10 protein-coding genes and 1 pseudogene are annotated in these 7708 nt (G+C 43.7%); 9 read left to right on the top strand and 2 right to left on the bottom strand.

The window, feature by feature from the left end; translation table 11 throughout:
• Positions 1–2230 precede the first annotated feature (2230 nt).
• Positions 2231–2800: a hypothetical protein gene (locus ACFIK7_RS06100; RefSeq protein WP_273790862.1), complete on the bottom strand. Its 570-nt coding sequence runs from the start codon at positions 2798–2800 to the stop codon at positions 2231–2233.
• Positions 2801–3086: 286 nt separating this feature from the next.
• On the opposite strand from ACFIK7_RS06100, the gene ACFIK7_RS06095 reads away from it, so the two are divergent.
• The 5 genes from ACFIK7_RS06095 (at position 3087) to ACFIK7_RS06075 (ending at position 5612) form a co-directional block, all read left to right on the top strand.
• On the top strand, positions 3087–3305 hold the full coding sequence (locus ACFIK7_RS06095) for a hypothetical protein (protein ID WP_375663092.1): 219 nt from the start codon (positions 3087–3089) through the stop codon (positions 3303–3305).
• 163 nt (positions 3306–3468) lie between these two features.
• Positions 3469–3720 carry a hypothetical protein gene (locus ACFIK7_RS06090; protein WP_375663091.1) on the top strand — a complete coding sequence of 84 codons (252 nt, stop codon included), beginning with the start codon at positions 3469–3471 and terminating at the stop codon, positions 3718–3720.
• A gap of 24 nt (positions 3721–3744) precedes the next feature.
• The gene (locus ACFIK7_RS06085; RefSeq protein ID WP_375663090.1) at positions 3745–4068 is read left to right on the top strand and encodes a hypothetical protein; all 324 of its coding nucleotides are present in this window, start codon (positions 3745–3747) and stop codon (positions 4066–4068) included.
• Positions 4069–4307: 239 nt separating this feature from the next.
• Entirely contained in the window at positions 4308–4991 is a 684-nt protein-coding gene (locus tag ACFIK7_RS06080; protein ID WP_375663089.1) for a hypothetical protein, read from the top strand.
• 183 nt (positions 4992–5174) lie between these two features.
• Entirely contained in the window at positions 5175–5612 is a 438-nt protein-coding gene (locus ACFIK7_RS06075; RefSeq protein WP_375663088.1) for a hypothetical protein, read from the top strand.
• Here ACFIK7_RS06075 and ACFIK7_RS06070 read toward each other — a convergent pair.
• A pseudogene (locus tag ACFIK7_RS06070) lies at positions 5606–6817 on the bottom strand (bifunctional DNA primase/helicase); the annotation flags it as partial. The gene ACFIK7_RS06075 and the pseudogene ACFIK7_RS06070 overlap by 7 nt on opposite strands.
• On the opposite strand from ACFIK7_RS06070, the gene ACFIK7_RS06065 reads away from it, so the two are divergent.
• From ACFIK7_RS06065 to ACFIK7_RS06050, 4 genes are all read left to right on the top strand, one after another.
• On the top strand, positions 6808–6936 hold the full coding sequence (locus tag ACFIK7_RS06065; protein WP_375663098.1) for a hypothetical protein: 129 nt from the start codon (positions 6808–6810) through the stop codon (positions 6934–6936). The pseudogene ACFIK7_RS06070 and the gene ACFIK7_RS06065 sit on opposite strands and share 10 nt — an antisense overlap.
• Before the next feature lie 162 nt (positions 6937–7098).
• On the top strand, positions 7099–7230 hold the full coding sequence (locus ACFIK7_RS06060) for a hypothetical protein (RefSeq protein WP_375663097.1): 132 nt from the start codon (positions 7099–7101) through the stop codon (positions 7228–7230).
• Complete coding sequence (locus ACFIK7_RS06055) at positions 7185–7343, top strand: hypothetical protein (protein WP_375663096.1); 159 nt, start codon at positions 7185–7187, stop codon at positions 7341–7343. The genes ACFIK7_RS06060 and ACFIK7_RS06055 overlap by 46 nt, the downstream gene beginning before the upstream one ends.
• A complete protein-coding gene (locus ACFIK7_RS06050; RefSeq protein WP_375663095.1) occupies positions 7327–7482 on the top strand; it encodes a hypothetical protein in 156 nt (51 codons plus the stop codon). Before ACFIK7_RS06055 ends, ACFIK7_RS06050 begins: the two co-directional genes overlap by 17 nt.
• Positions 7483–7708: the final 226 nt, after the last annotated feature.

The following is a 7708-nucleotide window of genomic DNA, read 5'->3' as shown; positions in this document are numbered from 1 at the left end:
GGATTGGATACTGCTTCATGAGGGTTCGGCAGTTTCCGTTGAGGGGAAGGATGCACTCTTTTTGAGGGCGGAGTGCATCCTTTCCATGGATTGAACGCACTCTTTGGAGGCTAAAGTGCATCCATAGGGAAAGGCATATTCCATAAGAAACAGAGATAACCAAAAGATTTGTTTTTATATTTTTATTGATAGGTTGCTGTATTTGCGAGGGCTATTCATTCTTTATTCTCAATATTTAAGATGATTATGTGATAAGGGTTGTTCGTCAATACAATCGTAAAAGACGCTGAGCATTTTTATAAAAATTAAGATATTTTTGTGCCTTTTTCTTGTTTTTTTTGTGTTTACACAAGATATGCACGGCTTTTCAACAGTTTGTTTTTTTTAGCTTTGCTAATGGCGTTGGCTAAACACTTCAATTGTTTTAACTGCTTCAATACCGCCTTAAAAAAACAGTGCTTTATAATATGACAAAATAAGCTGTATAACTTTTGATTCTTACGCGATGCTAGAAAAAGGGGAATGTTAGGAGAGATGTTGTCTATATTCTTAGCTTATCTCTTAAGGTAGGAAGATTAACATACTTTCTGGATCTATTTTTATTTGGCCGGATCTATTTTTATTTGGTTTGACGGTTAAAGAGCAATAGCTGAATGGAATCACGCTTGCTTCATGTTTTTATCCTCACGCTTTAGATTTTTTCTCATAGAGATTTTGTTTTTAATGGGGTTTTACGCGAATCACGTAAAACAGAATGTTCTAAATAGAATATATTTGTGTTGCACATTTACGTACTTGTTTAAAAAACATTATGTTATCTTATCATCACAATGATGTTGATGAATGGGGATGTTGATGAATGGGGATGTTGATGAATGGGGATATTGATGAATGGGATAATGGAGAAATCTCTTGCGAAGTGGATAAGCCCTTCTTTAAAATCTCATAAGGGGAAAGCCTGCACTATCATACTATTCGCGCCTCATGTGATGACAGCCTTTGGCTCTTGAGCGTGTTCATAAGAGGCATTTTGATTCTTTATCTTGCTAGTGTTTTATTTCATATGTCTCTCATGTTTGTAATGTGGAAAAGACAAGGTGTTGATTGATGCAACATGAAATAAATTTGAAATGAGAGAATCCCTATGATATCCGGGTCTCTTAATTTTATATGGATAACTGGAAATTATTATTATAAATCAAAGTATTATCGTGATACATCAACCTGTTGGTGGACTATGTGATAAAGAAAGTTATCCAGTAGTTAAGTCATTCTGTTATGTCGTAAAACACTGTCATTTGAAGTTTGGTGATATGAAGCAGGCTTCTTTGGATATGTTTTAAGTGTTTTTTTAAGGGCGTGGTGAATCTTTAAGACAGAGCAAGCTTCTGTTGCGCCTTGAGTTTAGCTGAAAATCCCTGAATGGAAGCCAAGAGTGAATGGAAGCCAAGAGGAAATGGAAGCCAAGAGGAAATGGAAGCCAAGAGAGAAGTGTATCCAAGCTGTTTGTAAATCAGATTGAGTTAAGAATCTTTGTTCTTTGAGAATGAAACGCAAGTCAATTTGACAAAAGAATGATCTATTTTGCGGGTAGACCTTATGGAGGAATATAACAAAGCTCATAAGGAAGTGATTTAAGACAATACAGTCATAAAAAAGTACAGTTATAAAAAAAAGTCCTCCGTCGCAATTAGAGGACCAAAGAGCAGGAGAATTTTAACATTGACTCGCAGGACGTGTCAAAAAAGAATAAATTCAAAAGGCCGTACTAAATACAAAAAATCATACTTAAAGAACCTACCACATTATAATTAGCAGAGAATTGAAAAAATAGCAATATAAAAAATACTTTTTACAAAAAATTTTGTCATTTTGCATTAAAACTTAACACTTTTTTCAATTGAATATTTGTTTTAAGACTCGATATTAATTAAACTATATTTAAAAATATTATGATACATGCAAGCATCTTGATAATATTCTTCAATCAAAAACGAATTAAGAGCCCCTCATGATTATAGGACTGATATGGGGAAGGCTTTTTGTTTTTAAGAGTGTGGGGTGTATCTTCAGTATGTGTGGGGGGTGAAGTATTGTCCTTTTGGGTGTGGGGGGCAAGGTAATGAAAATGGGGGCGAGAGCTGCTCAATGCTTGAGCCCGTGTGGGGGAGGTTTCTTTAGAGGGGGCGGGGGCAACATGGGAGGCCGCTTAAAATGGCGAGGAGGGGGATTATTCAAAATGTTTATGGTTTGCATATCCCCAATGAAATGCGAGCAAGTCTAAACAATCTCGTAAATGATCGGCAAGGGAGTTTTGTTTGCGTTTTGAAGAACTTAATTCTTTTATCGCTTGTCCATGGCCGATAACGCGTTCAAGCAGTGAATAGCCAAGAATACCCAGTTGAACTTTGATTGTTCTTAAATGATTGGAGGCTTCTATTTGACGTTCAATGGGGTGTATGTACCCTTGGCTACAGGAAACCTTTTCACGGGTGTAGTCAAGGCTCATGTGGAGATCGGCTTGGCTTTGACGCCAGTAAAAATAAAAACGTTCTGCCGCTTTATATTGGGCTTTGCTGAGATGTCCTTTCGCATATAAAAGTGCAATGGGATGGCTTTGTGCATTGGCAATGGCATTGATGGTGCGCGGGTTGCTGGAACTTTCTCGATGATTGGGTTTAAAATAAGGATTACGCGTTTCAACAGGGATTTCTTGCGTCTTTAAATGACCAATGTGCTTTTCTTGATTTTGATGATCAAGCGGGCAGGTTTGCATATTTTTTTTCTGCTTATGGGTCATAGCATCTCCTTAAAAATTATCGTTTGCTTCTTTATGTTTATGCAAAGAAACGGGATTGTGCTGTTGTATGCTTGTTGAGGGATACGTTTTTATGTCTGCTTTTTGCGTGAGGGGAAGTTTCAAAAAAAGGGTGAGGGGTCGCTTTCTGTGGGTGTTGTCATTGTTTTATAGGAGAGGCTGTATGGGAGAAAAGTGTATTGTCTCGCGTGGATTTGCTTCTTGAAAGGATTGGCATTTTTTTGCATGATGGGCGTTACCTTTAATTTTACTGCTGTGGGGGATATTGATGCCGCATGATTTGGTTTTTTTGCCGTGGTTGGTATTTTTCTGCTTTGTTGCTCTTGTCTTTGTTTCTATTTATGCGGCAATGAGGTTTTTCGCGGTTACAAGGAAGGACTTTTTTAAGAGTGGGGTGCTTGCATTCTTTGTTGGCGTGAGCTCTAAGTTTGTTTATGCGCAAGCTGAGCATTTTGGTTTGGCTCAGGTGTGGTTTTCAAACAGTTAGGTCTTTTACATTCTTTTTGGCGTTGTCTTTGGTCTTATCCTTGGGCTTATTTGTCTAGGGGCAAAGCGTTTTGGGTTTAGGCTTTCATTCTTTGCAAAGGATTGATCTTTTGCTGCATTTTTGGCATGGTCTCTGATTTTTACTTAATAAAGGAGCGGGGCGTATGGTGGTTGCGCGGGACATGTTTTTGAAGTTTCTGGTGTTTTGCTGCGTTGTTGGAGCTGTTGTTGGATTGGCGTATAACGGAGCCAAGCATATGGGGGGGCACTGGTTTTTGATCTTTAACAATGGGGTGTTTCTGGGCACTATTGGACTTGTTCCTTTTTTTGCTTTGGAGGGGGTACGGTGTGTGCGTGTACTGTTGGGGGGCTTAAAAAAAATGAGCATTTTTCTGTCCCACGGGCGTGGTCTTTGATGTTCTTTCTGTGAGGGGTATTTGATGTCGAACGATTTGATGTTTTTGCAGTGGTTGGCACTTTTCTGTCCTTTGGTTCTCGCCTTTGTTTCTATTTATGCGGGAATAAGGTTTTTCGGGTTTACAAGGAAGGACTTTTTTAAGGGTGGGGTGCTTGCATTCTTTGTTGGCGTGACCTCTAAGTTTGTTTATGGGCAAGCTGAGCACTTTGGTTTGGCTTGGTTGTGGTTCTCAAACAAGTGGGTCTTCCATATTCTTTTTGGCGTTGTCTTTGGTCTTATCCTTGGGCTTATTTGTCTAGGGGCAAAACGTCTTGGGTTTAGGCTTTCATTCTTTGCAAAGGATTGATCTTTCGCTGCATTTTTGGCATGGTCTCTGATTTTTACTTAATAAAGGAGCGGGGCGTATGGTGGTTGCGCGGGACATGTTTTTGAAGGTGCTGGTGTTTTGCTGCGTTGTTGGACTTTTTCCTTTTTTTGCTTTGGAGGGGTACGGTGTGTGCGTGTACTGTTGGGGGGCTTAAAAAAATGAGCATTTTTCTGTCCCACGGGCGTGGTCTTTGATGTTCTTTCTGTGAGGGGTATTTGATGTCGAACGATGTGATGTTTTGGCTGTTGTTGGGGGTTTGCTGCTTTTTTGCTCTGGCCTTGATTTTTATTTATAAGGGAGCAAAGCGTCGCTCTGTTACAGGGGGGATGTTTTGGAGATGGGTGGTGCTTTATGGCGTTGTTGCCACCTACCTTGGTTTTATTTATGTGGGCGTGGGCAGGCGCGCTGTTGACGGGGAGCTGCTCTTGAAGGGGGCGGTGTTTTCTTGCATTTTTGCAACTGTCCTTGGTTTGGTGCATCTGGGCGTCAAGAGCATGCCTGTTGCTTGGCAAGTGTTCTTAAAGGCGGTTATGTTTTGTTGCATGATGGGCTTTATCCTGTGGTTTGCTGCTGTGGGTGTCAGAGATATGGATAGCATAAGGGCGGTATTCTTAAAGGTTTTGCTCTTGTCTGTATTGTTGAAAGTGCTCTTGGGGTTCTTTATACGCGAGCAAGGTGATACGGTGTTACAGAGGTCGTTGCGTGCTTTGAATTTTGTGCTGTTTTTCTGCATTTTGGGTACTCTCCTTTGTTTTACCCGTCTGGGAGCAGAGAATCTAGGGTTGAGCTGGCTTTGGTTCTCGAAGGATTGGGTGTTTTTATTCATTTTTGGATTTACCCTTCCTTTTGTTTGTGAGGGAGCAAGGTGTGCGCGTGTTCTATGGGCTTGGTTTTTGAGGTAGCTGGTGTTTTTTTCTCCATGGGTGTGGTCTTTAATTTTACTGTGGGTTATTTTGGATATTGATGTCGAACGATTTGTTTTTTTTGCTGTTGTTGGTGGTTTCCTACCTTTTTATTGTTGTCGTTATTTGTACTTATAAAGTTTCCAAGCGCTTCGATATTCCGAGGTGGCGGGCGGCGTTTTATTGTATTTGTGGTATTTCCCTCTTTTTGAAGGAAGTGCTGTTTTACGGTATTTTAGGAGTCGTCCTTTTTTTGGCTCTTTGGGGGATGGAGAGTATGGACATACCGTGGGGACTCCTGTCCTTGATGGGGCTGGTATTTGCTGTACTGTTGGAGTGGTTCTTGATTTTGCATATGAGAGGGCGGCAAGATGGAGTGGTGACGCGTTGTTTGTGGTTATTGAAGGGGTTGGTGTTTTGCGCCATTGCTGGAGCGATCTTTTTTTGTTTGCCTTTGGGAGCAGAGAATATGGGGTTGAGCTGGCTTTGGTTCGCGAAGGATTGGGTGTTTTTCATTATTTGTGGATTGATCCTTCCTGTTGTTTCTGTGGGAGCAAGGCGTGCGCGTGTGAAGGCGGAGGCGTTTTTAAAGAGAGTGGGGTTTATGGGTATTACAGATAACGTCGAGGGAATGATTGTTCAAAAGAACAGCGATAGCGGTAGGTTTGGGGATCAAACCAAAGCCCTATTTTGCCTTCAAAATCACCAGAACGTTGTTTGGCAATATTCATAATAACGCCTGGGCGTTTTGCTAAATCTGCTTTTTCTTGTGCTAGAGAGGCGGCAAAGATTTTATCTTCCAACGACCGATTGCGCCAAATGGTGATGATATTAAAGGCATTGGCACCAATTTCTGAGGCGCCTTTAATGTCTTCTGTGCTGGGGATATCTTTATCCAGACCGCCTTTGCGGGCATGGGCGACAAGGTGAATATGCACATTGTTTAAAACAGCCCAATCAACCATTTTATAAACCGCTTGTTCTTGTCTTGCATAATCATCAGAGGCAATGCCAAGCCGCATCAAACTGTCGATGATAAATTGATCGCAGCCATAGCGCGCACGGCAATAGTCAAAGACTTCAAGCAAGGTATCTACGCTCGATTTGCCAACATGCTCATAAAGAATAAGCCCTTCGTCTAAAAAATGAAGAATCCGTTCAATCGTTTCTTTTGTAGGCTGTTCTAAGCCGCCCGTTTGTTTGGTTAAACGGCGAAGTGATTGTTCTCCTTTCATTTCTAGAGACGCTAAGCAAAGGCGACTCTTTTGTGCAATCCAATGGGGAATACAATCTGATAATAATTGGCTTTTACCTGCACCACTCGCACCACTCCAGAGCGTTAATTCTGCTGGGCGGAAATGCAATTTGTCCTTCAGTTTAGGATAGGGAACCGTATAACCAAGATGTTTTTCAGGCTCTGGCCAAAAAAGCCCAATCACTTGATCTTTATAGTCTGAGGCGCGCCGTAAACCTTCTGGGGCAAAGCTTTGTGCTGAGGAAAAGGCAGCTTTTATGGTGGCTTTATCGATCCCTGCGGTTAAACAGTCATTGGCATCTTTAAGGGGTAAACGGACACGGTAGCAACGGTGGCGTCCAAGCCTGCTGGCAATCTCACGGGCTGCTTCTTCTCCGGGCGGATCCATATCGGTGGCTAAAAAAATCGTTTCAAAAGATTCTAAATGATCAAATTCATTTTCAATCCAGTTGTGTTTTCCTCCACTGCCTCCTCCAAAGGGAACAGAAACCGCCGGATATCCATAGGCGGCTAAGGATAGCGCATCAATTTCTCCTTCAGTGATAACAATGGTACGGTTTGTTGAAGAAAAATTGGGGAATGGCGCCTGTTGGGGCGCGTGCGTGGGTGCCTGCTGGGGTGTGTGCGTGGATGCCTGCGTGGAGGCGTGGTTGGTTGAGGCGGTGTTTTGGGGCGCCTGTGTGGAGGTGAGGTTGGTTGAGGGTACCTGCTGAGGTGCGTGTTGGGTTACCTGTTGGGATGTGTGCGGGGATGCCTGTGTAGAGGCGGGGTTGGTTGAGGGTACCTGCTGAGGTGCGTGTTGGGTTATCTGTTGGGATGTGTGCGGGGATGCCTGAGTAGAGGCGGGGGTGGTTGAGGGTACCTGCTGGGGTGTGTTTTGGGGTGCCTGCTGAGGTGCGTGCTGGGTTGCCTGTTGGGATGTGTGCGGGGATGCCTGCGTGGAGGTGGGGTTGGTTGAGGCGGTGTTTTGGGGCGCCTTTGTAGAGGCGTGGTTGGTTGAGGCGGTGTTTTGGGGTGCCTGTGTGGAGGGGTGGTTGGTTGTGGCGGTGTTTTGGGGCGCCTGTGTAGAGGCGGGGTTAGTTGAGGGTACCTGCTGAGGTGTGTGTTGGAATATTTGCTGAGGTGTGTGCTGGGTCGCCTGCTGGGATGTGTGCGTGGAGGCGGGGTTGGTTGAGGGTACCTGCTGAGGTGCGTGTTGGGTTACCTGTTGGGATGTGTGCGGGGATGCCTGTGTAGAGGCGTGGTTGGTTGAGGCGGTGTTTTGGGGCGCCTGTGTAGAGGCGGGGTTAGTTGAGGGTACCTGCCGAGGTGTGTGTTGGAATATTTGCTGAGGTGTGTGCTGGGTCGCCTGCTGGGATGTGTGCGTGGAGGCGGGGTTGGTTGAGGGTACCTGTTGGAATGTGTGCGGGGATGCCTGTGTAGAGGCGTGGTTGGTTGAGGCGGTGTTTTGGGGCGCCTGTGT

The organism is Bartonella sp. CL266QHHD, assembly GCF_042195355.1.
GTDB lineage: Bacteria > Pseudomonadota > Alphaproteobacteria > Rhizobiales > Rhizobiaceae > Bartonella.
This window is presented reverse-complemented; position numbering and strand designations above follow the sequence as displayed.